Consider the following 24,394-nt stretch of genomic DNA (forward strand, 5'->3'; position numbering starts at 1 on the left):
CTACTCCAGCACGAACTCGGACGGGTCCACGTCGCGAGCCGCCTCGACCGCGTCGTCACCCGAGAGCTCCGCCGTCGCGCAGTCCAGACAGTAGTGGGTGAACCGCTCCGAGCGCGTGACCAGCGGCACGCCGAACAGTACGTACTCCTCGCGCCGGCGACGGACCAGTCCCGCCTCGACGCGGTCCCCGCAGGCCGTACAGCGCTCGGTGCACCGCTCCTCGGGGCGGACGACACGCTCGTCGACGGTTCTGGCGCGGCCGACGGTCGACGGGGCGTGGAGTCGGTCCAGCCGGCGCTTCGTCCACGGGTTGACGAGGATGCCCGTGCCGACGAGGACGAACGAGACGACCGCGGCGAACAGGGTCAGCAGCGACGCGCCGACGCTCGGGTACCGGAGCAGGTTGTCGAAGGCGGCCCAGATGAACAGCAGTCCGAGCACCATCAGCCCCGTCCCGAGGAAGGCGTAGATGACGTCGCCGATGAGGTCCGCGAGGACAGCGGAGTTCGGTCTGTCGTTCGACATCTATTCGGTCTGTTGTGTTCCACGAGGTATCAAAGTTGACCACTCCGGCCTCGGACCCGATGGCTGTACGTCACCGCGACACGCCAGCGCCAATTGTTGCCGCAACCAGACACACCGGAATGTCAGATGGATACGACTTGGAGGACGGTCCGTCTACCGTGAGCCAAGAGCCCCCACGATGTCGAGACAGACACGGGAACCAGCGTTCGAGCAGACACGAATCGAACCACGATGGCAGGACCGGTGGGACGGCGCCGACGTCTTCCGCGCCCCGGACGACGCGACCTGCTCGTGCTCGTCGAACTGGAGATGCGCCGTGCCGACCCGGCGAACAACACCGTGAAGCTGCTCCGTTCGCTGGAGACGGGCGGCCTCGACGAGGACGACACGGTCGTCGTCTGCCAGGCGTTCAGCGCGTACTACGACCTCGCCACCGGCGGGGTGAGCACGAAACGCGAGAACGCGGCGTTCGTCGGGCGACTCGCGGCCGACGCGTTCGACCGCGTGACGTTCCACGCCGTCGAGTTCCCGGTCGAACCGCCGAAACGCGGGGCGTCGTGGCCGGACGCCTGGCCCGACGCGCTCGCGACGACCGTCGACGCGGTCATCGAGGCGACGCCGTAGCGACGGGTACCGATTTGGGTCCCGGTCAGTCGATGTCGATCCGGTGGCCCTCCTCGACGTCGGCCTTCGGCGCGGTGACGGTGAGCGTCCCGTTCGTGTAGCTCGCGCTGATGGCGTCCTCGTCGACGGCCTCGGGGAGACGGATGCTGCGGCTGACCGACGTCTGGCGCTCGCGGTGGACGTAGTGGTCGTCGCCCTCTTCCTCGGTCTCCTCCTCGCGGCTCGCGTCGATGGTGATGGTCCCATCTGCGAAGGTGAGCTCGATGTCCCCGGTGTCGTAGCCCGGGACGTCCGCGACGATCTCGTACTCGTCGCCGTGGTCCTGCATGTCGACCGGCACCGATTCGACCGTCGGCATGCCGCGGTGCTCGAACTGCCGGCCCATACGGTCGAACATCTCCTCGAGTTCTTCGAACGGATTTCGTCGCATTGTATCCGACAGATACGGCGGGTGGACACTTAAACTCCTCGCGTAAGCGGGTCGCTCGGTGGGGGGCGAACAGGCGGACGGTCAGCCGGACGGCGCGTGTCCGCACACCCGCGAGACGCCGCCCGTCGGTACTCAGCGCACGGCGGGACTGGCCCCGGCTTCGGGTAAAAGAGGACGGGTGGGTCGCGGCTACTCGTCGGTCTCGTCCTCGTCGAGAGCGGCGGCGGCGATGCCGAACGCCGCCGCACGGGTCCGCCAGAACTCCTCGTACCCCTCCTCGTGCTCGCTGACGGTGGTCTCGCCGGAGTGGACGCGGTCGAGCTTGAGGTCGACCTCCTCCATCAGCCGGTTGCCGACGTCGTCCGAGATGACGCCCGACCGCGTGGCGTCCATGATGGCGCTCTTCTCCCGCTGGAGCACCTGCCGCTCGCCGGCGAGGACCTCCTGCTGCCGTATCTCGGGGTGTTCGTCCAACAGCTCTCGGATGGCGCTGTTGAGGTCCGCCTTCTCGCGCTCGTACTCCGTGGTGAAGCCCTCGTACGTCGCGGTCGAGACCTCGCCGGCCGCTTCGAGCTCCTCGGCCGCCTCGAGCGCGCTGTCGACCGCCCGTGCACGGCCGACCAGCAGTTCGTACAGTTCGGCGGCCGGGGAGCGCGTGACGATGCCGAGCCCGTTCAGCAGCCGCCCCATCGAGAGCCCCTGCGCGATGAGGCTGAACGCGGCGACGCCGAACACCATCGCCCGGAGCTCCTCGCGGAAGGGAAACGGCGCGCCTGACGGCAGCGTCGACGGCAGCCCGAGCACCAGCGCGATGGGGATTGAGCCGTGCAGCCCGCCCCAGACCATCACGTGCTGGTAGTCGAGACTCACCGGGTTCGACTGGAACTGGTTCACGAGCGCCGTGATGGGGTAGACGACGACGCCCCGGACGACCACCACGAGCACGATGGCGACGAGGATGAGCCGACCGTGTTCGAGCAGCTGGTGCACCGGCGTCGCCGTGCCGATGGCGACGAAGATGAACGTGTTGACGATGAACGCCGCTGTCTCCCACGTATTGAAGATGGAGATCTTCGTCTGCGGGCTCATCGCGTACTCCGCGCCCTTGTTGCCGATGAACAGCCCGGCCACGACGGTCGCGATGACACCGGAGACGCCGACGTAGTGCTCGGCCAGCAGGAAGCTCCCGTACGCGAGGATGGCCGTGAGCACGATCTCGGTCATGTGCTCGTCGAGGTTGACCATCACGCGGTAGACGAGGTAACCCGCCACCAGCCCGACGACGGTGCCGCCGACGCTGGAGACGACGATGCCGAGGCCCACGTCGACGACGAGGTCGGTCGTGAAGGCGATGTCCCCGCTCTGTCCCGCCTCGTTCACCAGCGCGAGCAGCGCGGAGAAGACGACGACGCCGACCCCGTCGTTCAGCAGGCTCTCGCCCTCGACGAGGGTCGCGAGGCGCTCCGGCGCACCGAGCTCCTCGAACAGCGCGAGCACCGAGACCGGGTCGGTCGGCAGTATCATCGACGCAAAGAGCAGCGCGATGAGCAGGGGGAAGCCGAAGGCTGCCTGTCCGACGACGCCCAGAATCAGCACCGAGATGACCAGTCCGGGGACCGCCAGCGCGAGGATCGAGGGAAGGTTCCGCCGGAACTGTTCGAGGTCCGTCGTCGCGGCACCCTCGAACAGCAGCGGCGGGAGCAGGACGAGCAGGATGATGTCGTGCGAGAGCTCGATGCCGAACTGCACCCCGAGGACGGACGCCGCCAGCCCGGCGAGCAGCAGCGCGATGGTGTAGGGGAAGTTCCCGACCTTGGCGACGACGATGCCGACGCCGGCAGCGAGGATGAAGACGCTGAGGAGGTTCAGCAGTTCCGTCTCGATACCGGTAGCCATGGTTGCGGTACCGAGGGGGTGGCAATTAAGTGTGGTGTGTCGGGTGTGGTCGGTGGTCGATCAGGTTTTGCTCACTTCGCAGACTGGCTCAACTGGATAGCGCCTTCCCGACCGATCTCCGAATCCCTCTGTATTAGTCCAGCACGTGCTCTACGTCGTACGACCCGAGCACGCGCACCCAGCCCGCACTCGCCAGTTCCTTCACATCTTCGACGGCGGCCTGCGTGCGCTCCTCGAACAGCCCGGCGTCCACGTCGACGTGGAAGGCGTAGTCCCCGAGACGCTCCCCCGAGGGCCGGGATTCGAGCCGGCTGAGGTTGATGTCGCGGTCGGCGAACGGTTCGAGCAGTTCGAGCAGGAGCCCGGGGTAGTTCGCGCCGGGGTAGACGACGAGCGTCGTCTTGCCGCCGGCGTCGGACCGGTCGGCGGGCGGCGCGACGACGAAGAACCGGGTCGCGTTCGACGTGCGGTCCTGGATGTCCTCCGCGAGCAGCGAGACGGTGTCGTCGGCGGTTCCGGGGTGGGCGATGGCCGCGACGGCCTCGTCTTCGCGGGCCTGCTCGACGCCTCGGGCCGTACTCGCGACGGCTTCGCGGTCGACCGCGGGGTAGTGGTCGTCGAGGAATCCCCGGCACTGCGCGAGCGCCTGCGGGTGGCTCGCGACGGTGTCGAACGCGTCACCCTGGGCGAGCAGCGCGTGCCGGATCGGCGTGACGACCTCACCCGTGACGGCCACGTCGAACTCGGCGAGGGCGTCAAGCGTCTCGGTGACGCTGCCCTCGATGCTGTTCTCGATGGGGACGACGCCGCGCGCTGCGTCACCGTCGGCGACGGCCTCGACGATGCTCGTCACGGACTCGCGGAACTCGACCCCGTCGGCGACGGCGCTGGCGGCGCGGTGCGAGTACGTCCCGGCGGGCCCGAGCGTGACGACTGTCATGGCTCCCCGTACATCGGTGGCGGGCAAAAGGGCGTCGGGGCGACAGTCGGCGTCGCTGGTCCGCCTCCGCGTCGACGCTGCCGTGAGACGTGCCGGTGGCTCGGCTGGCACTGGAGTGTCGTGGACCAGGGAGACACTGCACAGGATGGACGACGACCCAGCGCCCGGGACCCGCCGCGTGGAGCGGTGGCCGGCCGCCGGGTCGGTCCCCCATCGCGAGCAGTCGACCCGTCGGCTCCGAGCCGCCGCGGCCCGGACAGCCGCCGGGCGACCGCTACAGCATCCTGCTGTCGCTCTCCCCCGGCTACACCCGACACGCCGCTGGTACATTGTTAGAAGCCGCCTACCGGACCGACCGGACACCCGGCCACGGGAAGTGTCCGTCGGAGCCGTCTGTCGGTCCTACCGGTTCAGCGTGTGGATGGCGTGGCCGAGCGCGTTCTCGGCGGCCTCCATCGTCGACTCGGCGAGCGTCGGGTGCGTGTGGACCGTCGAGGCGATGTCCTCCAGGGTCGCACCCATCTCGATTGCCAGCCCGAGCTCGGCGACGAGTTCGCTGGCCTCCGGCCCGACGATCTGTGCGCCCAGCACGAAGCCGCTGGGTTCGTCGGCGACGATGCGGACGAAGCCGTCGGTCTCGTTGGCGGTCATCGCGCGACCGCTGGCGTTGAACGGGAACTTGCCGGTGACCGGCTCGAAGCCCTGTTCTGCGGCCTCGTCCTCGGTCAGGCCGACGGTGCCGATCTCGGGCGAGGTGAAGACGGCGGCGGGCATCGCCTGGTAGTCGACGGCCGACGGCTCGCCGGCGATGACCTCGGCGGCGACCTGTCCCTCCGTGCTGGCCTTGTGCGCGAGCATCGGCTCGCCGGCAACGTCGCCGACCGCGAAGATGTGGTCCTTCTCGGTGCGGGCGCGGTCGTCCGTCTGGATGAAGCCGTTCTCGTCGGTCTCGATGCCGGCCGCTTCGAGGCTCATCGTGTCGGTGACGGGCTGGCGGCCGACCGCGACGAGCACCTTGTCGGCCGGGAGCTCGAGGACCTCCTGCTCCTCGGCCTCGGCGGCCTCGCCACCGTCGGCGGCGGCGGGCGTGGCGGTGACGACGACGCCGTCGCCCGACTGCTCCCAGCCCTCGGCGGTGTAGCCGAAGTGGAACTCGACGCCGAGCTCCTCGACGTGTTTGCGGACGACCCGACTCACGTCGTCCTCGTACGGCGGCAGCACGTCGTCGAGCATCTCGATGACGGTCACGTCGGTGCCGAGACGGGCGTAGACGCCCGCGAGCTCCATGCCGATGTAGCCCGCACCGACGACCACGAGCTCGTCCGGGACGGTCTGGAGGTCCAGCGCCCCCTCGGCGGAGATGACGTGCTCGCCGTCGAACTCGAAGCCCGGCACCTGGATGGGCCGCGAGCCGGTGGCGATGATCGCGTGCTCGAAGTCGATTGACTCGCTGCCCTGCCCCTCGCCACCGTGGACGACGCGGACCGAGTTCTCGCCGGCGAACTCCGCGGTCCCCTCGACGAGGTTGACGCCGTTGGCCTTGCAGAGCTTCTCGACGCCGCCGGTCAGCCCGTCGACCACGTCGTCCTTCCAGTTCATCATCTGCGAGAGGTCCACGGCGGGGTTCGCGTGGATGCCGAGGTCCTCCGCGTTGCCCGCGTCGTGGGCGAGCTTCGAGCCCGTGATGAGCGCCTTCGACGGGATGCAGCCCCGGTTGAGGCAGGCCCCGCCGTAGGCGTCGCGCTCGACGAGCGTCACGTCGAGGTCGAGCTGTCCGGCGCGGATGGCGGCCACGTAGCCCCCCGGACCCGCGCCGATGACCAGTACGTCCGTGCCAGTAGTGACGTCTCCGACGACCATACTACACATCCCGACCAGCAGCCATAAAAAGCCGCAGGAATTGCCAGTGCGAGCAGAACCCGGGGACGCAGCGCCGATGGGGCCCGTCGCGTGTGGGCACGTGACAGGAAAAATCCGTCAGTCGAGCGGCTCGGCCCGCTCCCGGCAGGCATCGAACACACCCCGGGCCCACGCGAGCGCGTCCGGGTCCTCGGTCGTCGCCACCGCCGTGACCGCGCCGCTCTCGTCGTCGTAGCCGGGAATCACGAGCGTGTCGTCGTAGATGGCGATGTCGAGCGGCGGGTCCTCGACGAGGTAGGTCGCGGTCGTCTCCATCGCCATGAGCTCGTCGTGTCCATCGGGATGCTGGGTTCGGACGCCCTCGAACGCCGCCGGCGTGAGCACCCACTCGACGGGGACCCCGCGCTGGAGGACCTCGTAGGTCCGCTCCATCACCGTCGGCGACCCGAAGGAGGCCGTGACGCCGACCATCGCCTCGCTGGTATCCCCGACGATGGTCGCGAGCGCCTGGTCGATGCGGTACGGTGTCGACGGGTCGGCGGTGAGGACCGTCGCGTCGGTGAAGAGGTGGGTGTTCGCGACGAGTTCCGGGGCGTCGACGCGTGCAAGCACGGGGGCCAGCGTGCGTGTGCCGGTCAGCCCCTCGTCCAAGGACTCGACGTGTGCGAGAACGGCACGCCCGAGGCCGGTGAGCCGGTACCCCTCTGGTTCGCGTTCCAGGAGCCCACGCTCCGTCAGCGCGTTCGTCGCCCGGTATGCCGTCGCCCGGGAGACGCCGGCACGCTCCGCGAGGGTGGTCCGGTCGGTGGGGCCGTCCCGACAAGCCGCGAGGACGGGTGCACGCTGCAACAGGGCGACGGCGTCGTCGACAGCGTCCCGGTCCATGTGGCCGTATTCTGGGGAGGCGAGTTAACCGTTGGCAAACTGAGACGGTGTCTCACGGGTGAGACGGCGTCTCAGCGGTGCCTATAAGCTGTGTTCGTGCGTCCCGGTAATCGGGCAGACCGAATCACGTCGACGGCCCGGGGGGACCGTCGCGGCGCTGCCGAGTGTGCGACCGTCGGGGGGCGGTTGCCACGGGGGACCGGGGCGGCTCGCCCTGTCGGGGCTGCCGCCCCACTGCGACAGCGACGAGACATTTCTTACCGTGTCCGCGGCCACCACCGCACGCCGACAGAGCGAGCGGGAGGTCACCAGCACTCCGACAGAGCGTGTCGTTGACGACCACCGAGAGGACGGAGAGTGGGGACGCCCGCGCCGCCCCGTCCGCGACGACCTGCGGGGTCACGAACCGACCCGGGACCGGCTCGACAGGCTCGTCGGTGACTGGGGCGACATCGACTGTTACGGGCTTCGTCGGACCGGACGCTGTCGGGTCGTCGATACACGCCGACAGCGTGCCCTGTCCGTAGCGAGGCACGACTCCGGCGTCGCACGAAAGCAAAAAAGGCGCGGCCTGCCTACTCCAGCAGGAGCAGCTGCGGGTTCTCGAGGTACTTCATGACCTCGTTGGTGAACTGTGCGCCCTCCGCGCCGTCGATGATGCGGTGGTCGAACGAGAGCGACAGCGTCAGCACGTGGCGGATCTCGATGCTGTCCTCGCCGTTCTCGTCGGTGACGACGCGTGGCTTCTTCTTGATTTCGCCGAGCGCCAGGATGGCGGTCTCGGGGTAGTTGATGATCGGCGTGGCGTACTCGCCGCCGATGCCGCCGATGTTCGTGATGGTGAACGTGCCGCCGCGCATCTCCTCCAGCGCGATCGAGCGCTCCCGGGCCTTCGAGACCAGCTCGTTCATCTCGGAGGAGAGCTGGAGCAGGCCCTTCCGGTCGGCCTGCTTGACGACGGGGACCATCAGGCCCACGTCGGTCGCGGTCGCGACGCCGATGTTGTAGTAGTGCTTCTTGACGATCTCCTCGTTCTCCTCGTCGAGCGAGGAGTTGACGATGGGGTACTCCTTCAGCGCCGCCACACACGCCTTCATCACGAACGGCATGTAGGTCAGCTTGATGTCCTTCTCGGCGGCGTGGGGCTTGAGCTCCTTCCGGGCCTCGACGAGCGCGGTCACGTCGACCTCGTCGTGGTGGGTGACGTGCGGGGCGGTGTACTTCGACTCCGCCATCGCGTCGGCGATGGTCTGGCGGACGCCGCTGAACGGCTCCCGCTCCTCGCGCTGCTGCGGCTCACCCATCGGCTCGCCGGCGGCCATCGCCTTCGCGTCGGCCTCCTGAGCCTCCTGCTGGGCCTGCGCGTACTCGTGGACGGCCTCGGGCGTGACGAACGGCTCGCCGTCTTTCGTCTCGTCCGTCGGGACGGCGTTCAGGTCGACGCCCTCCTCCTCGGCGAGCTTGCGCGTCGCCGGCGCGGCCAGCGTCTGCTCGCGGTCCGCAGCCTCGACCTGCTGGGGTGCGGTCGTCGTCGTGCTCGCGGCCGCCTGGCCGCCAGCGGAGCCCGCGTCGGCGGACTCGGTCGCGGCCGCGGTGTCGTCGCCGCCTTCCGCGGTCGCGGGCTCGGGTTCGGCCTCGTCGCCGCCCTCGGCGTGGGCGCGCACGTCCTGGTCGGTGACGCGACCCGAGGGCCCGGTGCCCTCGACCTCGGCGATGTCGACGCCGAGCTCGCGGGCCAGCTTCCGGGCGCTCGGCGGGGCGAACACGCGACCCGAGGGTGTCTCGACCTCCTCGGTGTCGCCGGCGGGTTCGGTGTCCGCCGCTGCCTCGTCGGCGTCGGCCGCCGCGGGCTCCTCGCTCTCGGCTGCGCCCGACTGCGTCGTGTCCTCGAGGTCGTCCTCGCCCTCGACGTTGTACACCATGATGACGTCGCCGACGGGCACCATCTCGCCCTCCTCGGCGAGCAGTTCCTTCACCGTGCCGTTGTACGGCGAGGGCACGTCGACGGCGGCTTTGTCCGTCTCGACCTTCGCGACCGGCTGGTCCTCGGTGACGGTGTCGCCGGGCTCGACGAGCCACTCGAGCAGCTCGCCCTCGGCGACGCCCTCGCCGACGTCTGGAAGCTTGAATTCCTGGGGCATATCAGAAGCTCACCGCGTCGCGGATACCCTTCTTGATGCGTGCGGGCTCCGGCAGGTAGTAGTCCTCGAGCGCGTACAGCGGGAACGGCGTGTCGAAGCCGGTGATGCGCTCGACCGGTGCCTCCTGGTACAGCAGCGCCTCCTCCTGGATGATGGAGGCGATCTCGCCGCCGAGGCCGCCGGACTTCGGGGCCTCGTGGACGACCGCGGCGCGGCCGGTCTTCTTGAACGACTCGACGATGGTCTCCTCGTCGAGCGGCGAGATGGAGCGGATGTCGACGACCTCGACGTCGATGCCGTCCTCCTCCGCGAGTTCCTCGGCGGCCTCGATGGTCGGCCGGGACATCGCACCCCACGTGTACACCGAGATGTCGGTGCCCTCGCGGCGCACGGCGGCCTCACCGAGCGGGACCTCGTAGTCGTCCGTCGGGACCTCGTTGCGGAACGCGCGGTAGATGAGCTTCGGCTCGAGGAACACGACCGGGTCCGGGTCGCGGATGGCCGAGATGAGCATCCCCTTCGCGTCGTACGGGGTGCTCGGGATCTGTACCTTGAGGCCGGGCTGGTGGGCGAACATCGCCTCCGTCGACTCGGAGTGGTGCTCGGGCGCGCGGATGCCACCGCCGTACGGCGCGCGGATGACCATCGGACACGTGAACCGGCCGCGGGAGCGGGTGCGGATGCGCGCCGCGTGGCTCACGATCTGGTCGAACGCGGGGTAGATGAAGCCCATGAACTGTATCTCGGGGACGGGCTTCAGGCCGTAGGCGGCCATCCCGATGGCCGTGCCCACGATGCCGGACTCGGCCAGCGGCGTGTCGATGACGCGGTCCCCGCCGAACTCCTCGTAGAGTCCCTCGGTCGCACGGAACACGCCGCCGTTCTTCCCGACGTCCTCGCCCATGACGAGCACGTCTTCGTCGTTCTTCATCTCGGTGTACAGCCCGTCGCGGACGGACTGCACGAGCGTCAGGTTCTCCGTCTCGGATGCAGTGTCTTGCGTAGCCATGTGTTAGTCCTCCAGGAGTGCGTCGTCGCCGAACTCTTCGCGGACGCTGTTGAACCACTCCAACTGTTCGTCCAACTTCTTCGGCATGCCCGCATAAACGTGTTTGAATATCTCTTCGGGGTCGGGGCGCTCGACGGCCTCCGCGGCGGCGATGGCGTCGGCGACCTCGTCCTCGACCTCGGCCTCGATGGCGTCGACCCGCTCGTCGTCGAGCAGGCCGTGCTGGCGCAGGAACGTCTCCATGCGCGGGATGGGGTCCTTCTGCTTCCAGCGCTCGACCTCCTCGTCGTCCCGGTAGACGGAGGGGTCGTCGGCGGTGGTGTGTGCGCCGAAGCGGTACTGGACCGCCTCGATGAGCGTCGGTCGCAGGTCGTCGTCGGGGTCCTTCGCCTTCTCGACGGCGTCGCGCGTGACCTTGTACACCGCCAGCGGGTCCATCCCGTCGACCTGCACGCCCTCGAAGCCGTAGGCGGTGGCCTTCTGGGCGATGGTCTCGCTCGCGGTCTGCTTCTCGCGCGGAACCGAGATGGCCCACTGGTTGTTGTTGCAGAAGAACACGTTCGGCGTGTCGAAGACGCCGGCGAAGTTCAGCCCCTCGTGGAAGTCACCTTCCGAGGTCGCGCCGTCGCCGAAGTAGCAGAGGAACGCCCTGTTCTCGCCCTTGAGCTTCGACGCCCAGGCCGCGCCGGTCGCGTGGGGAATCTGGGTCGCGATGGGCACCGCTGTGGTGAACATGTTCACGTCGTCCGGGATGTCGTTGCCGGACTCGTGGCCCATCCAGGTCAGCAGCGTCTTCTCCAGCGAGACGCCTTGGACGAGCGCCGCGCCGTGCTCGCGGTAGGACGGGAACAGCCAGTCCTCCTCGTCCAGCGCGTGGGCGCTCCCGATCTGGGCGCCTTCCTGACCGGAGAGCGGCGGGTAGGTCCCCATACGCCCCTGGCGCTGGAGCGAGACGGCCCGCTGGTCGAAGTGGCGGGCCAGCCGCATCTGTTTGTACATTTCGACGAGTTCGTCGTCGTCGACATCCGGCACCTCCGCGTCGTCGAGCACCCGGCCCGCATCGTCGAGCACCTGTACGCGCTCGCGGGGGTCGTGCTGAATCGTGCTCACGGTAGAACCCACCTTGACATGTATCGAATGTCTCCCGCTCGCGTTATATGGTTTTCGTAAAAACGTTACTATCAACCTTATTCTTGCCATACAGTCGCACAGATTTGCGATTTTCGCCTCGAAGCTGCACGCATTTCCAGTTTCGTCCTGCAATAGCCGGGGGACCTGGGTTCCTCACGGTCTTCTATCGTCAATTCTGGACGAATGGGCGGGAGTTTATTTCGAAGGTTGCGTGCGAGTCTGTATCGATGGTGTTCCCTGGTACCGTGAGACAACCTGGCCTCGGCACCGCGGACACCGGCTCGTCGTTCCCGCAGCCGTGCTGTCGGCGGGGTCGCTCGGTAGGACTGCCAGAACGGTTAATCCACCCCGAGCCCTCCGAAGCAGTACAGTGCTCGCACTCCTGTACGGAGCCGTGCTCCTGCCCGTCGTCCTGGGACTGGGTTGGCTCGCCGTGCGACTCCGTCGCGACTACCCCGACCAGCCTGGTGCGACAGCGCTCGCCGTCGCACTCGTCGGCTGCGGCGGGTACGCGGCGATCGACGCAGCCGAGGCCCTCGCGACCACGACGACGTGGAAGTACGTCTTCGTCGTCGCACAGACGGTCCCGTACGAACTAATCGGGCCGGCGATACTGGTGTTCTCGCTCGAGTACACCGGCGTGAACCGGTACGTCAACCGGTACCTCGTCGCGGCACTCGCGGTGGTCCCGACGGTCACCATACTGACGCTCGTCGGGCACCCGCTCGCCGGCGTCGACCTCTACTTCAGCAACCTCACCGTCGAACCGTACGCCTACAGCCTGGAGACGCTCGACTACGACCCCGGACTGTGGTTCTTCGTGGACGGATTCAACACGGTCCTCCTCGCCACGCTCGGGGCCGGCCAGTTCCTGCTCCTCTCCATCCGGTCGACGGGGATGTACCGGCGCCAGGGCCGGCTCCTCTTCGTCGGCCTGCTCGTGCCTCTCGTCGCCGGGTTCGCGAACATCGTGCTGTTCCCGGACGCGCCCATGGACCTCGCACCGCCGACGTTCGCCGTCACCTGGCTCGCCATCGGGTTCGCCCTGTTCCGGTCGGAGCTCCTCGCGGTCGTCCCGGTCGACTGGCACTCGCTCATCGACCAGCTCGCCGAGGCCGTGTTCGTCGTCGACCCCCAGGGTCGAATCGTGCAGGCGAACGCGGCCGCCGCCACGCTCCTCGCCGGGAGCGGTCCCGGCACCGGAATCGCCAGCGCCGCCGGGACGCGCGTGGCGACCAGGAGCGGCGGCGCACTCGTCGGCGCGTCCGCGGCGACCACGCTGTCGGAGACGTTCGAGGTCGACCTGGCCACCGTGGACGATGGCGACGTCCTGGCCGTCGACGACCCTCACGTCGCCGACGACACCGGGACGTCCGACGGCCCCGTGAGCCGACGGTTCGAGACCCGAATCCGCACCGTCGAGGACGCACGCGGTCGCCAGCGCGGCCGGCTGTTCCTCCTATACGATGTCACCGAACGGGTCGCGCTCGAGCGCCGCATCCGGACCCAGTACGAGCAGCTCGACGTCCTCAACCGGCTGCTCCGCCACGACATCCGGAACGACGTCTCCGTGGCCATCGGCTGGGGCGAGCGGCTCCAGACCGACCTCGGCCGCGACGTTCCGGGCGACAGCGGGGGAACGGCCCCCGCCGACGGCGAGGCGGACGGCCTGACCGCCGCGGAGCGCCTCGACCACGTGGACGCGGTACTGACCGCGAACCGCCACATCGAGGAGCTCACGCTGGTCGCGCGTGACATCTCGCGGAGCGTCGCGAGCGACGACGACGTCGAACTGGAGCCGGTCGACGTCGGCGCCCGCCTCCGCGACGCGGTAGCCACCGCGACCACCTCCTACGAGGACGCCGTGTTCGACGAGCCGGCGACGTATCCGACCGTCCACGTCGAGGCGAACGAGACGCTCGGCTCCGTGTTCACGAACCTCCTCAACAACGCCGTCCAGCACAACGACAGCGACGTGCCACACGTCGCAGTGACCATCAGCGTCGACGAGGATACCGTCACGGTCGTCGTCGCCGACGACGGACCAGGCATCCCCGATTCGCGGCGGGAGGCCATCTTCGGCCGTGGCGAGAAGGGTGCGGAGAGCAGCGGGACGGGCGTCGGGCTCTACCTCGTCGACCAGCTCGTCGACGACTTCGGGGGGACCGTCCGCGTCGAGGACGCCGCCCTCGGTGGTGCCGCCTTCGTCGTCGAACTTCCGCTCGCCGACGACTGAGACGCGCTCCACGGCTCGCACCGCTCGCTGGTCAGAGGCGACACTCCGCGCCGCCTCCCTTGCCTCACGGGTCACTGCGTTCCCCGTTCGGCTAATCCGAGGCCACGCTTCGCGCGGCCCGCGCGGCTCGCGGGTCGCAGGCTCCCCGCTCGCTAATCGGAGGCGACACTCCGTGCCGCCTCCCTTGCCTCACGGGTCACTGCGTTCCCCGTTCGGCTAATCCGAGGCCACGCTTCGCGCGGCCTCGCGTGCCTCCTCCACGCTCTTGCCGTCCCGCAGCACGGCGTCGACGAACAGCTCGCCGGCCTTGTACGACGAGCGGACCATCGGCCCGGAGGCGCAGTAGAGGAACTCGAACTCCTCCTCGGCCACGTCGCGCCAGGTGTCGAACTCGTCGGGGTGGACGTACCGTTCGACGTCGAGGTGGGTGCGCGAGGGCTGGAGGTACTGGCCGAGGGTGACGATGTCGAGGTCGATCTCCGCGAGGTCCGAGAGCGTCTGCCAGATCTCGTGGTGGTACTCGCCGACGCCGAGCATCAGGCTGGTCTTCGTGTAGATGTCGGACTCGCGAGCGACCTGTTCGAGCACCGAGAGCGACTGCTCGTAGCCCGCGCGGCGGTCCCGGACCGGCCACTGGAGGCGCTCGACCGTCTCGACGTTGTGCGCGATGACGTCCGGTTCGGCGTCGATTATCTTCCGGACGAGGTCGGGCTCCCCCTGGAAGTCGGGGATGAGCACCTCCACCAGGATGCCGGGGTGACGCTGCTTGATCTCGCGGATGGTCTCGGCGAAGTGTCCCGCGCCCTGGTCGGGGAGGTCGTCGCGGTCGACCGACGTGAGGACGACGTAGTCGAGGCCGATCTCGGCGATGGCCTCGGCGACGTTCGCGGGCTCGTCGGGGTCCAGCGGCTCCATCCCGCCGGTCTCGACGTCACAGAAGTTACAGCCGCGCGAGCAGCGGTGGCCCATCAGCATGAACGTCGCCGTGCCGCCGTCTGTGCTCCCGTTGCGGCCGCTCCAGCACTCCCCGAGGTTCGGGCAGTTCGCCTCCTCGCAGACCGTGTTCAGGTCGTGGTCCCGCAGCGTCTGCTTGATGTCGGTGAACTCCCGGCCCGCCGGCGGTCGCATCTTCAGCCAGTCGGGCTTCCGCGAACGGCTCATACCGGGAACTCCGGTCCCGGGGCAGAAAAAGCGTCGGGGTTCCGGTGACGGCCGACACGTCTGACAGCTCGACCACATTATACGCCAACACTTGTCTATCGGTAATAGTCGACAGAGTTTTGTGCCCGTCGCGTTCCAGTGCACTAACGAGCAGATGTTCGATGTGTCACCGGACGACATACGAACGGGGTCCATACCGAAGGTGCTCGTCGCGCTCGCGGCACCGCTCGTGGTCCAGAACCTCGTGCAGGTCGTCCAGCAGGTGGTCGATGCCTTCTGGCTCGGTCGCATCGGCGAGGCCGAGCTCGGAGCCGTCGGTCTCGTGACGCCGCTGACCTCCGTCCTCGTCGCGCTCGCCATCGTCGGCCCGATGGTCGGCGCGCACGTCGTCGTCTCCCAGCGCGTCGGCGCGGACGAGGAGCGACCCGCTCGACGCGCCGCGTTCAACGGCGTCGTCCTCACGTTCCTGTTCGGCACCGCGGCCGCCCTCCTCGCGTTCTTCTTCGCCGACCCGCTCGTCCGCGCCATCGCGACGGTCGACCCCGACGCACGCGCGGTCGAACCCGCCATCACGTACTTCTCGGCCTACGCGCCCGTCTTCCTGTTCATGGGCCTCTCGGACTCGCTGGAGGCCGGCTTCCTCGGCTGGGGCGACACCCGGGCGACGCTGTACGTCAACGTCACCGCCGTCGCCGTCAACGTCCTCCTCGACCCCGTGCTCATCTTCGGCTACGGCGTCCCCGGCTTCGACGGGCTGGCGGTCACGGGCGCTGCACTCGCGACCGCCGCCGGCTACGCCGCCAGCTTCCTGCTGGTGCTCGCGCTCGCGCTCGGACTCCGGGACAGCTTCAGGCTCACCCGGGCCGACGCCCGGCTCTCGCTGTCCGACTGCCGGGAGCTCCTCGCGGTCGGCTGGCCCAACGCCGGCCAGCGCGTCGCCCAGGACGCCGTCCGCATCGTCGTCGTCGTCCTCGTGTTCGTCGCCGGCGGCACCGCCGGCCTCGCCGCCTACGTCATCGGTGCCCGGGTCGCCAGCGTCGCGTTCATCCCCGCCAGCGGCCTCCAGCAGGCCGCCCAGTCGATGATCGGCCAGAACCTCGGCGCGGGCCACACCGAGCGCGCCCGCTCGACCACCTGGACCGGCGTCGGTATCGCCGTCGTCGCACTCACCCTCGCCGGTGCCGTCCAGTGGGTCGTGCCCGAGGCCCTCGCGACCGTCTTCGTCCCCGACATCGCGCCGCAGGCGCTCGCGTACACCGTCGACTACCTCCAGATCCTCGCGCTCGGCTACTGGGCCATCGGCGCGGGCTACCTCCTCCGGGGCGGCTTCAACGCCGCCCGGCGGACCAAGACCAGCATGGTCGCCTCTCTCCTGCAGTACTGGGGCGTCCGCCTCCCCATCGCCGCCGCCAGTGTCTACGTGCTCGACGGCGGCGTCCAGTCCGTCTTCTGGGCGGTCACGCTGTCGAACGTCGCCGTCGCGCTCGGACTGGCGGCGTACTACTGGTACGAGACCAGCGACGGGATGCTGGAGCGCGCCGCCGCGAAGGCCTCCGACGCTGCTGCCGAATCGGCCGGGTGAAGGCCGTCGGTTCGTGTCAGTTCGCACCATCCGACCAATCAGCCGGCCGGCGCGAGCCAATCCGCACGAGGGACGAGGAGCGTGGTTCGAGAGAGCGGAGCTCTCTCGTCATTGCCGGACTACGTCCGGCAGGCAGCCAGAAATCATGGATTTCTGGCTACATCACGAAAATCTCCGATTTTCGAACGACAGCGCAGCGAGCACCGCAGGACTGGGGACGTCTGAGGTGCGGTGCGATTGCGGTCGGGTGTCCCCGTGAGCGAGCCTGCGAGCGAACGGGGGCTCGTCGGACCGCCGGTCCGACGGTGGGGCTGAAAGGGGCGAGCTTCTCGGCGAACCCCGGCGAAGCAAGGACCGGAACGGAGTGAGGACCGCAGCGAGTCGCGGGAGCCGAGAAGCTCGGGGCTTTCTGGCTGTTCGTGATACCAGCTATTCTCGTCGATGAAGGGGCTTTCTGGCCGTTCGTCACCGGACCAGAGAAACAGGAATCGAGCCGTCCACGACACGAGATAACACACACCAGTACCACTTCCGGTCCGCTACGGAAACGCCTTTGACCACCCGGCCCCCGGACACACACAGAATGGAGGTCGCCGAGGTCGTCCCCGATTTCGCAGACGCCTTCGCCTTCGACGAGTTCAACCGCATGCAGCGGGAGGCCCTGCCCGCGCTGCTGGACTCGGAGGCGAACGTCGTCGCCAGCGCGCCGACCGCGAGCGGGAAGACGGCGCTCGCCGAACTCGCCATCTGCAAGACGCTGGACGCCGGCGGCACCGCGCTGTTCATCGCGCCGCTACGGGCGCTGACCAACGAGAAGGAGGCAGACTGGGACCGCTTCGAGGAGCTGGGCTACTCGGTGTACGTCGTCACGGGCGAGCGGGACCTGAACCCCCGGCGCGCCCGCCACGCGGACATCCTCGTGATGACGCCCGAAAAGCTGGACTCGGCGACGCGCAAGCACGACACGGCCCGGTACGACTTCATCACGGACGTCGACGTCTGCATCATCGACGAGGTGCACCTGCTGGATTCGGACCGACGGGGGGCGACGCTGGAGGTGACGGTGTCGCGGCTCCGCCGGCTCTGTGACCCCCGTGTCGTCGCGCTGTCGGCGACGATGCCCAACGTCGACGACGTGGCGGCGTGGCTGGACGCCCCGCCGGAGGCGACGTTCGAGTTCGGCGACGAGTACCGGCCGGTCGACCTGAACGCGGGCGTGAAGACGTACACCCACGGCGAGAACTCCTTCGCGGACAAGTACCGCCGGCTGTACCGGGCGCTGGACCTCGCGGAGCCCCACCTGAACGAGGACGGGCAGGCGCTCGTGTTCGTCTCGTCCCGCCAGGACACGGTGCAGGCGGCGAAGAAGGCCCGCGACGAGGTCGCGGAACGCGACGTCGACATGGGCGCACGCGGCGACTACGACTTCCACACGGAGACCCAGCAGCTCGACAACGACACGCTGCGGAACTCCTGCATCGACGGCGTGGCGTTCCACCACGCCGGCCTCTCGAAGAACGACAAGGACCTCGTCGAGGAGTGGTTCAAGCAGGGCAAGCTCCAGTTGCTCTTCTCGACGTCGACGCTCGCCTGGGGCGTGAACATGCCCGCACGCTGTGTCGTCATCCGCGACACCAAGATACACGACCCACTCGAGGGCGAGGTGGATATGAGCCCGCTCGACGTGCTCCAGATGCTCGGGCGCGCGGGGCGGCCGGGATACGACGACGTGGGCTACGGCTGGGTGGTCTGTGACGGTTCGGACGCCGGGAAGTACCGTCGACTGCTGCGGGAGGGCAAGGAGATCGAGAGCAGACTGGCCGAGAACCTCGACGCGCATCTCAACGCCGAGATCGCGATGGGGACGGTGCAGGACCTGGACGACGTGATGAGCTGGCTGGAGACGACGTTCTACTTCCAGCGTGCCCGGTCGAACCCGGAGGCGTACGGCTTCGAGGACCGCCGGGAGCGCGTCCGGACGGTGCTCGAATCCCTCGTGGAGCGCGGCTTCGTCGAGACGGGCGACGACCTCGGTATCGAGGCGACGGGACTGGGCGTGCTCGCCTCGAAGTTCTACCTCAGACTCGACACCGCGGAGCGGTTCCACGGCCTCGCGACGAGCGAGGGCATCGACGAGAAGGCGGTGCTCGGCGCGGTCGCGACGGCGGCCGAGTTCGACAGCGTGAGCGCGCGCCAGTCCGAGAAGGACGCCGTCGACGACGTGCTCGCCGGTAACGACACCGGCGACATGGACGCCGGCGCGCGGAAGGTGCTCGCAATCCTCGTCGGCTCGATGAACGGGACGACGCCGAGCGACCTCCGCAGCGACGCCTGGGTCATCAAGCAGAACGCGCTGCGGCTGCTCGCGGCGTTGCAGGCGTTCCTCGACCGCTTCGCGGCCCCGCACGCAGCGAACTGCGCGCGTCGCGCCGAGGCCCGCGTCGAGAACGGCGTCGCCCCCGACGCGGTCGGCCTGACGGCCATCGATGGCGTCGGCTCCGGGCGCGCCTCGAAGCTGGCCAAGGAGGGGTTCAAGACGCCCGGCGACGTCGCCGACGCCGGCCCCGAGGCGCTCGAGGCTGCCGGGCTCTCGGCCGGCGTCGCCGAGCAGGTCCACGAGGGCGCGACGGGGCTGCCGAACGTCGTCGTCGCGTGGGGCGACTTCCCGGACACCGTCGCCCGCGGCGAGAACGAGATGTGCGAGGTGACCGTGCGCAACAGCGGGCGCGGCGCGAACGCCGGACTGCGCGTGACCGTCAACGGCGTCGAGATGACCGCGACGGAGACGTACCTCGACGGCGAGGCGACGGTGCCGGTGGGCGTCTTCGGCGCGACCGACGACCTGCTCTCCTACGAGGTGTCCGTCGCCTTCCCCGACCATCCGCTGGTACCGGTGACGGCGACGCGGACGGTCCAGGTCGAGGACTGACCGACGACCGCGGGCCCGGCTCGTCGGGCGCCATCCGAGCAACCGTTAGTATGCTCTCTCGGTGACAGCCGGGTGTGGACCCGGACGAGCCCGTCGACGTGCTGCGGTACCCGCCGGAGAGCGACTGCGACCCCGTACAGCCGGTTCCGGCCCGCGAGGGGCCGACGGTCGTCGGTGCTCGACCAATGTGAGGCCGACGAGTCGGCGGCTGCGGCAGGGTCGAGCGAGGACCGTTCGTCTCCAACGTGGACAGCGCGGGTGCTCGATCGCGAGGCGGAACGTGCCACCGAGACCCCGAACAGGGGTGAGGCCGGGCGGGGCGGTGTCGTCAGTCGACCCGCCCGAGCAGCTCGTCGACCGTCGCGAGCAGTTCCTCGGGGGAGTCGACGACGTGGTCGGCCGCGGAGTGGTCGAGGCTGTCGTCCGCGCCGGAGACGTAGCCGACGCAGGTGCAGCCGGCGGCGACGGCCGACGCGATGCCGTGCTCGGAGTCCTCGACGGCGACGCAGCGGTCGGGGGCGACATCGACGACGTCGGCGGCGTACTCGTAGATGTCGGGCGCTGGCTTGCCCGGGCCGTCGATGTCCTCGGCGCTCACGCGGGCGTCGAACGCGAGGTCGAAGCGCTCGCGGACCAGGTCTATCCAGTGGTGCGGCGACGAGGAGACGACGGCGACCGGCACGTCTCCGCGCGCAGCCGGCAGCCAGCCGTCGAAACCGGGGAGCAGGGCGGCGTGCTCGGCGTATATCTCTGCTGCCGTCTCGTCGAAGCGGGCGACCCACTCCGCCTTCGTCACGGCCACGTCGTAGTGTTCGACGAGGTAGTCGTGTATCTCGCGGTAGTTCATCCCGGTTATCTCGCTGGGTTCGACGGTCGCGTCCGGGACCGCCCACGGGAGGATGTCGCGCTCCTCGCACTCGACCCAGTAGTGTTCGGAGTCGACGAGTACACCGTCCATGTCGAAGAGGACCGCCTCGTGGTGCATGGGCACGCTCGGTCGGCGAGCCCCATCGGTCCGTCGGTCCCGCTCGGGAGCCCAACAGACACCAACGGCCAGCACCGTCCGCCCTTGTTTTGTTGCCAACAGCTTCGAGCCGATAATTTTTATAGTCGGTAGGCGGGACGACCGTGTATGGCAGCTCAACACAGGCAGACCCGCAGAGTCGGGAACACCGACACTCTGGGAGCGCGAATCGTCGCGTACTTCATCGACAGCTTCATCGCCAGCACCATCGGCGGCGTACTGGCTCTCTTCGGACTCTTCGTGGGCGGCCTCGTCGGGTCGGCGTCGGAGGGCCTCGGTGCGCTCGTCCTGTTCCTCTTCTTCGCCCTCGCGTTCGTCGGCGCGGTCGGCTACAAGGTCTACTTCGAGGCGAACGGGGGCCAGCCGTTCGGCAAGCAGATGATGGACATCAAGGTCGTCATGGACGACGGCCGCGAGTGCACGTGGGGTGCCTCCATCATCCGGAACCTGTTGCTCGGCTTCGAGGGTGGCCTCATCGCCGTCATCGTCATCGCCGTCACCGACGACAGCCAGCGCATCGGCGACCTCCTCGGCAGCACCGTCGTCGTCAAGGCGTAGGCGTCCCTGTCTCAGGGTTCAAGTACCGGAGCGCGGCCAGTGGGGGTATGTCCGATACCCTCCGCCTCTTCGTGGGCGACTGTACGGCGACGTTCGAGAACGGCGACCGCACCGAGCACCGCGGCCAAGTCGCCGTCGTCGTCAAACCCGACGACACCGTCCTCGTCCACGACGCCGACGGCTACCAGCCGGTCGCGTGGCTCACCCGCGCCGACGCGGTCGCGATCACGACCGACGACGGGCTCGACCTGACCGCCCACGACGGCGACCGGACGCTCCGAGTCCGGTCGCACCGTCTCCACCTCGTCGGCTCGTATCCCACCTCCGACGCCGGCGAGCCGGTCGGCCACTGTCCCGACTGCGACGGCGTCCTCGTCAGGACCACCCGTGCCGTCACCTGCGTCGACTGCGACCGCGAGCACGTCGTGCCCGCCGACGCGACCTGCCACGGTGGCCGCTGTGACTGCGGCCTCCCCCGCATCCGCGTCGAGCGGGGGACGCCCATCGACTGCTGTGTCGACTACACCTGCGAGTCGCTCTACGAGGCCGTCATCGACCGGTTCGACCGCGAGTGGGACTGCCCGCACTGCGGCGACGACCTCCGCGTGTTCCGCAAGGGCGGCCTGCTCGTGGGCTGCGACGACTACCCGGACTGCGACACGAGCTACAGCTTCCCGTCGGGCAGTGTCGTCGGCGACTGCGACTGCGGCCTGCCCGTCTTCGCGACGGGGGGCGGCCGACGCTGCCTCGACACCGCGTGTGGCCGGCACCACGAGCCGGTGAGCCAGGACGCCGTGTCATGAACTGGCGGGCCGTCCCCACCGGGACAGACCGTCACCGCTTTGCGGCGGGGAAGCACAGAATCCCCCATGAACGGACATATCGACGGCGACGTCGTCCGCGTGGGGGGCGACGCCCGTCAGCGGTTCCACGACTCGCGGGGGTACGGCTACCCGACCGACGGGAACGCCATCGCCCTCGCACCGGTCGAGGCCGCCCACCTGCTCTACCGGGGGGACCTCGACGAGGTGGACGGGATGGACTTCCGCGCGTTCGTCCGCGACGCCACCGGCGACGGCTTCGTCCCGCGGTTCCTCGTCTACGCGGACCTCCGGGAGCGCGGGTTCTACGTCTCGCCAGCCCGCGAGGACTGGCTCCAGCACGTCAGCGCCGGGAACGCCGACCTGATCGTCTACCCGCGGGGCAAGGGCCCGGGCGACGGCGAGGTCGCCTACCACGTCCGGGTCGTCGGCGAACGACAGTCCGTCCCGGCGGCCGCCCTCGGCGACTGCGTGCTCGCCGTCGTCGACGAGGAGAGCGAGATCACGTACTTCGAAACCGCCCGAACCGACCCCAGCGGGACGGCCGACATCGACCTGCCGTCCGGCGTGGACGCCGACCTCCTCGCCGACCGCGTGGTCTGCTGGGAACCGCCGGCGCGCCTCTACGAGTCGGGGTTCTACGGCACGCCGCTGGCTGGCCGGGACGCCGACCACGACGCGCTCCAGCTGTCGCTCGTCGAGGCGGCGTATCTGGCCGAGCGGGGGGCCATCGAACTCGCCGGGGCCACGATCCGCGACCGGGGCCGCACGGTCGAGGGCGACCGGTTCGGACGCCGGCTCCGCACGTACAGCGAGCTCCGCGAACGCGGGGTCGTCCCCAAGACCGGATTCAAGTTCGGCGCCGACTTCCGCACCTACGCGGAGTTCGAGGACATCGACGAGTTCGGCCACTCCGAACTGCTCGTGCGCGTGCTCCCGGCGGGCCACGTGTTCTCGCCGCGTGACCTCTCGCTGGACGTGCGACTCGCCAACGGCGTCCGCAAGCAGATGGTGTTCGCGGTGGCCGACGAGGACAGCGGCGAGCCGCCGACGTGGCTCCGGGTCGAGCGACTGACGCCCTGACCCAGGCCGAGAGCGTCCCGATGTCGCCGACCGGTGCGAGCCGCCGGAGCCGCCGTCGGTTGCCATCGCGGCCCCGTCGTCGTCGGCCGTGGACCTCTCAGGGGGGGACGAGTTCCTCGTCGTCGGCCGCCCAAGCGGCCGCCAGTCGTCGTCCACAGCTCGCGCAGGACGGCCATCCGTGTCTCGTTGCCCAGCGTGGCGAACGCCTCCCCGGGGGCCGGCCAGTTCGCATCGTCCCGTTCGTTCGTGTCGAACCTGACGTACCGGGAGGGCATCGCGGTATCGCTGCCGCCCGCCGTACCCGCGGGTTTCGGAGGGCTACCGGCGCAGCCCGACCGCCTGCCGGGCCCGCTCGCGCTCCGCGTCGGTCAGCCGGTATGGCGCGAGCGCCGATTCGAGGTCCCCCAGTGCCGCCCGCCGGCGCTGGTGGGCGGTCAGGAACTCGCCGATGCGGTCGGCCGCGAGCTCCTTCAGCTCGCCGCTGAGCAGTTCGCCCTCGCGGTAGGCGGTCTCGATGCGGGCCAGGTCGTCGTCGCCGCGCTCGAAGAAGAACCGGAGGTACTGGAACGGCACGTCGACAGACGGGTCGCCACCGTGCTCGCGGTGCTCGGCGACGCTCGCCCGACCGCCGGTGAACGCGTGCTTGCGGATGGTCTCGCGGACGTCGTCGGGGTCGTCGGTGAGTGCGATGGCCGGCACGTCGTCGCTGGCGGACATCTTCCCCGGCCCGTCGAGCGTCGGGAGGAACCGCCCGAGCAGCGCCCCCGGCTTCGACACCGGAAATCGCTCCTTCGCGGCCACGTCCCGGCAGACCCGGACGTGCGGGTCCTGGTCGACCGCGACGGGCACGAGCGTCGGGTGCTCGCCGTGGACGAGCTGGGGCAGGAGCAGGTGGGCCGCCTGCATCGCCGGGTAGAACGAGAGTCCGACGTTCTCCGGTTCGCCGTAGGTCGCGTCGACCGTCGACTGCGTGAGGTGCCGGGCGAAGGCGCTCGCGACCGGGTACATCACCTCAGCATCCTCGGTGTCGACGACGATGGTCGTCTTCTCCGGGTCGAAGCCGACCGCGAGCAGGTCACGCAGGTTCTCGTCGCGGTAGGTCGAGATCTCCTCGTAGGTGAGGTCCTTCGCGTAGTACTTCTCGTCGTCCGAGAGCGGGATGAGCACCTCGGCACCGGTCGCGTCCTGCAGCTCCTTCGCGAGGTAGAACACGAGCGCGTGGCCGAGGTGCATCGGTCCCGACGGGCCGACGCCGGTGACGATGGAGTGCGTCTCCCCCGCCTCGGCCGCGTCGAGGAAGCGGTCGACGCTGCGGCCGGCGTAGTAGATCCGTCGCCGAAGCATCGGGTGGTCGGGGAACCGGGCCACCTGCTCGTCGGTGAGCCGGTCCGCGCCGAAGCGTTCGAGCAATCGGTCGTAGTCGACCGTCCCCGACACGTCGTAGGGGGTGACCGTGAAGTCGTCGCCGGCGTCGTCGGCTACGTTCGTGTCGTCGGTCGTGTGCTGTGCCGCTGTCGTGGTATCGTCTGTCGTCATCTGTTGCTGGATAGCGCGCTGGC

Annotated in this window: 19 protein-coding genes; 7 read left to right on the top strand and 12 right to left on the bottom strand. The window is 69.2% G+C overall.

What is annotated here, in order from left to right; genetic code table 11:
* Positions 1 to 525: a DUF8108 domain-containing protein gene (locus BLT27_RS00265; RefSeq protein ID WP_089731027.1), complete on the bottom strand. Its 525-nt coding sequence runs from the start codon at positions 523 to 525 to the stop codon at positions 1 to 3.
* Positions 526 to 768: 243 nt separating this feature from the next.
* On the opposite strand from BLT27_RS00265, the gene BLT27_RS00270 reads away from it, so the two are divergent.
* On the top strand, positions 769 to 1,149 hold the full coding sequence (locus BLT27_RS00270) for a hypothetical protein (RefSeq protein WP_139172220.1): 381 nt from the start codon (positions 769 to 771) through the stop codon (positions 1,147 to 1,149).
* Between the two features lie 25 nt (positions 1,150 to 1,174).
* Here the strand turns inward: BLT27_RS00270 and BLT27_RS00275 are convergent, their stop codons facing one another.
* The 8 genes from BLT27_RS00275 to pdhA form a co-directional block, all read right to left on the bottom strand.
* Positions 1,175 to 1,579: an Hsp20/alpha crystallin family protein gene (locus BLT27_RS00275; protein WP_089731029.1), complete on the bottom strand. Its 405-nt coding sequence runs from the start codon at positions 1,577 to 1,579 to the stop codon at positions 1,175 to 1,177.
* A 189-nt stretch (positions 1,580 to 1,768) separates the two neighbouring features.
* The gene (locus BLT27_RS00280; protein ID WP_089731030.1) at positions 1,769 to 3,475 is read right to left on the bottom strand and encodes a Na+/H+ antiporter; all 1,707 of its coding nucleotides are present in this window, start codon (positions 3,473 to 3,475) and stop codon (positions 1,769 to 1,771) included.
* Positions 3,476 to 3,608: 133 nt separating this feature from the next.
* Positions 3,609 to 4,415 (bottom strand): prephenate dehydratase, encoded by an 807-nt coding sequence (pheA, locus tag BLT27_RS00285; RefSeq protein WP_089731031.1) that lies wholly within the window; start codon positions 4,413 to 4,415, stop codon positions 3,609 to 3,611.
* Positions 4,416 to 4,817: 402 nt separating this feature from the next.
* Positions 4,818 to 6,275, bottom strand: coding sequence for a dihydrolipoyl dehydrogenase (gene lpdA / locus BLT27_RS00290; RefSeq protein ID WP_089731032.1), 1,458 nt, complete (start codon positions 6,273 to 6,275; stop codon positions 4,818 to 4,820).
* A 117-nt stretch (positions 6,276 to 6,392) separates the two neighbouring features.
* On the bottom strand, positions 6,393 to 7,160 hold the full coding sequence (locus BLT27_RS00295) for a helix-turn-helix transcriptional regulator (RefSeq protein ID WP_089731033.1): 768 nt from the start codon (positions 7,158 to 7,160) through the stop codon (positions 6,393 to 6,395).
* A 575-nt stretch (positions 7,161 to 7,735) separates the two neighbouring features.
* A complete protein-coding gene (locus tag BLT27_RS00300; protein ID WP_089731034.1) occupies positions 7,736 to 9,301 on the bottom strand; it encodes a 2-oxo acid dehydrogenase subunit E2 in 1,566 nt (521 codons plus the stop codon).
* Between the two features lies 1 nt (position 9,302).
* Positions 9,303 to 10,310, bottom strand: coding sequence for an alpha-ketoacid dehydrogenase subunit beta (locus tag BLT27_RS00305; protein WP_089731035.1), 1,008 nt, complete (start codon positions 10,308 to 10,310; stop codon positions 9,303 to 9,305).
* 3 nt (positions 10,311 to 10,313) lie between these two features.
* Positions 10,314 to 11,420, bottom strand: a complete 1,107-nt coding sequence (gene pdhA, locus BLT27_RS00310; RefSeq protein WP_089731036.1) for a pyruvate dehydrogenase (acetyl-transferring) E1 component subunit alpha — start codon at positions 11,418 to 11,420, stop codon at positions 10,314 to 10,316.
* A gap of 391 nt (positions 11,421 to 11,811) precedes the next feature.
* On the opposite strand from pdhA, the gene BLT27_RS18970 reads away from it, so the two are divergent.
* Positions 11,812 to 13,677 (top strand): sensor histidine kinase, encoded by a 1,866-nt coding sequence (locus BLT27_RS18970; RefSeq protein ID WP_139172221.1) that lies wholly within the window; start codon positions 11,812 to 11,814, stop codon positions 13,675 to 13,677.
* 216 nt (positions 13,678 to 13,893) lie between these two features.
* Here the strand turns inward: BLT27_RS18970 and lipA are convergent, their stop codons facing one another.
* Positions 13,894 to 14,838: a lipoyl synthase gene (gene lipA, locus BLT27_RS00325; RefSeq protein ID WP_089731037.1), complete on the bottom strand. Its 945-nt coding sequence runs from the start codon at positions 14,836 to 14,838 to the stop codon at positions 13,894 to 13,896.
* Between the two features lie 154 nt (positions 14,839 to 14,992).
* Between lipA and BLT27_RS00330 the strand changes: the two genes are divergently transcribed.
* Complete coding sequence (locus BLT27_RS00330; RefSeq protein WP_089731038.1) at positions 14,993 to 16,420, top strand: MATE family efflux transporter; 1,428 nt, start codon at positions 14,993 to 14,995, stop codon at positions 16,418 to 16,420.
* A 583-nt stretch (positions 16,421 to 17,003) separates the two neighbouring features.
* The gene (locus BLT27_RS00335) at positions 17,004 to 19,349 is read left to right on the top strand and encodes a DEAD/DEAH box helicase (RefSeq protein WP_089731039.1); all 2,346 of its coding nucleotides are present in this window, start codon (positions 17,004 to 17,006) and stop codon (positions 19,347 to 19,349) included.
* A gap of 328 nt (positions 19,350 to 19,677) precedes the next feature.
* Here BLT27_RS00335 and BLT27_RS00340 read toward each other — a convergent pair whose 3' ends face one another.
* The gene (locus tag BLT27_RS00340) at positions 19,678 to 20,334 is read right to left on the bottom strand and encodes an HAD family hydrolase (protein ID WP_089731040.1); all 657 of its coding nucleotides are present in this window, start codon (positions 20,332 to 20,334) and stop codon (positions 19,678 to 19,680) included.
* A gap of 147 nt (positions 20,335 to 20,481) precedes the next feature.
* Here BLT27_RS00340 and BLT27_RS00345 point away from each other — a divergent pair, with 147 nt between their 5' ends.
* The 3 genes from BLT27_RS00345 (at position 20,482) to endA (ending at position 22,835) form a co-directional block, all read left to right on the top strand.
* The gene (locus BLT27_RS00345; RefSeq protein WP_089731041.1) at positions 20,482 to 20,931 is read left to right on the top strand and encodes an RDD family protein; all 450 of its coding nucleotides are present in this window, start codon (positions 20,482 to 20,484) and stop codon (positions 20,929 to 20,931) included.
* A gap of 47 nt (positions 20,932 to 20,978) precedes the next feature.
* Positions 20,979 to 21,734: a PDDEXK family nuclease gene (locus BLT27_RS00350; RefSeq protein WP_089731042.1), complete on the top strand. Its 756-nt coding sequence runs from the start codon at positions 20,979 to 20,981 to the stop codon at positions 21,732 to 21,734.
* Positions 21,735 to 21,800: 66 nt separating this feature from the next.
* Positions 21,801 to 22,835 carry a tRNA-intron lyase gene (endA, locus tag BLT27_RS00355; RefSeq protein WP_089731043.1) on the top strand — a complete coding sequence of 345 codons (1,035 nt, stop codon included), beginning with the start codon at positions 21,801 to 21,803 and terminating at the stop codon, positions 22,833 to 22,835.
* 318 nt (positions 22,836 to 23,153) lie between these two features.
* On the opposite strand, the gene BLT27_RS00360 is transcribed toward endA, so the two are convergent.
* Positions 23,154 to 24,371: a tryptophan--tRNA ligase gene (locus BLT27_RS00360; protein ID WP_089731044.1), complete on the bottom strand. Its 1,218-nt coding sequence runs from the start codon at positions 24,369 to 24,371 to the stop codon at positions 23,154 to 23,156.
* Between the last annotated feature and the right edge of the window lie 23 nt (positions 24,372 to 24,394).

This window comes from Haloarchaeobius iranensis, from assembly GCF_900103505.1.
Taxonomy (GTDB): domain Archaea; phylum Halobacteriota; class Halobacteria; order Halobacteriales; family Natrialbaceae; genus Haloarchaeobius; species Haloarchaeobius iranensis.

Excerpts from the sequence above, each read along its gene's own strand:
- BLT27_RS00265 (WP_089731027.1), bottom strand. The coding sequence starts at position 525 with ATGTCGAACGACAGACCGAACTCCGCTGTCCTCGCGGACCTCATCGGC.
- BLT27_RS00275 (WP_089731029.1), bottom strand. The coding sequence starts at position 1,579 with ATGCGACGAAATCCGTTCGAAGAACTCGAGGAGATGTTCGACCGTATG.
- BLT27_RS00280 (WP_089731030.1), bottom strand. The coding sequence starts at position 3,475 with ATGGCTACCGGTATCGAGACGGAACTGCTGAACCTCCTCAGCGTCTTC.
- pheA (WP_089731031.1), bottom strand. The coding sequence starts at position 4,415 with ATGACAGTCGTCACGCTCGGGCCCGCCGGGACGTACTCGCACCGCGCC.
- lpdA (WP_089731032.1), bottom strand. The coding sequence starts at position 6,275 with ATGGTCGTCGGAGACGTCACTACTGGCACGGACGTACTGGTCATCGGC.
- BLT27_RS00295 (WP_089731033.1), bottom strand. The coding sequence starts at position 7,160 with ATGGACCGGGACGCTGTCGACGACGCCGTCGCCCTGTTGCAGCGTGCA.
- BLT27_RS00300 (WP_089731034.1), bottom strand. The coding sequence starts at position 9,301 with ATGCCCCAGGAATTCAAGCTTCCAGACGTCGGCGAGGGCGTCGCCGAG.
- BLT27_RS00305 (WP_089731035.1), bottom strand. The coding sequence starts at position 10,310 with ATGGCTACGCAAGACACTGCATCCGAGACGGAGAACCTGACGCTCGTG.
- lipA (WP_089731037.1), bottom strand. The coding sequence starts at position 14,838 with ATGAGCCGTTCGCGGAAGCCCGACTGGCTGAAGATGCGACCGCCGGCG.
- BLT27_RS00330 (WP_089731038.1), top strand. The coding sequence starts at position 14,993 with ATGTTCGATGTGTCACCGGACGACATACGAACGGGGTCCATACCGAAG.
- BLT27_RS00335 (WP_089731039.1), top strand. The coding sequence starts at position 17,004 with ATGGAGGTCGCCGAGGTCGTCCCCGATTTCGCAGACGCCTTCGCCTTC.
- BLT27_RS00340 (WP_089731040.1), bottom strand. The coding sequence starts at position 20,334 with ATGCACCACGAGGCGGTCCTCTTCGACATGGACGGTGTACTCGTCGAC.
- BLT27_RS00345 (WP_089731041.1), top strand. The coding sequence starts at position 20,482 with ATGGCAGCTCAACACAGGCAGACCCGCAGAGTCGGGAACACCGACACT.
- BLT27_RS00350 (WP_089731042.1), top strand. The coding sequence starts at position 20,979 with ATGTCCGATACCCTCCGCCTCTTCGTGGGCGACTGTACGGCGACGTTC.
- endA (WP_089731043.1), top strand. The coding sequence starts at position 21,801 with ATGAACGGACATATCGACGGCGACGTCGTCCGCGTGGGGGGCGACGCC.
- BLT27_RS00360 (WP_089731044.1), bottom strand. The coding sequence starts at position 24,371 with ATGACGACAGACGATACCACGACAGCGGCACAGCACACGACCGACGAC.